Origin of the sequence: Lacisediminihabitans profunda, from assembly GCF_008040105.1 — a bacterium.
Classification (GTDB): domain Bacteria; phylum Actinomycetota; class Actinomycetes; order Actinomycetales; family Microbacteriaceae; genus Lacisediminihabitans; species Lacisediminihabitans profunda.
On sequence record NZ_VRMG01000156.1, the window covers coordinates 1 to 288 of the forward strand.

1 protein-coding gene is annotated in these 288 nt (G+C 49.3%); it reads right to left on the reverse strand.

What is annotated here, in order from left to right:
- Positions 1-11: 11 nt before the first annotated feature.
- Positions 12-288 (reverse strand): hypothetical protein (locus FVP33_RS19875; RefSeq protein ID WP_222706823.1); only part of this gene is annotated, 277 nt, incomplete at its 5' end.

Sequence of the window (288 nt, forward strand, 5' to 3'; positions counted from 1 at the left end):
CCTGAGTCCCATCAGCCAACCCTAACTTTAGGTGCGTTATACTTGGAGTTGTTCTTCAGATAGCGCCATACCAAATTGCGCGTTGAGTCCGAGAACCAACTGGGGCGATCCTTAGAATCCATAACAAGTTTGATACTTTCGACCGAAATTTCTTTGAAGCCCTCGGTGCCCGTAGGTGCCGTTGAATCGCTAACGGTCAGTTGAATAGCTAGGTCGCAGCAAGCGTCCCGAAGGAATGGAGGAATCGTAGTTGCGCTGAACTGCACTGTCGAAGAGATAGCATCATCA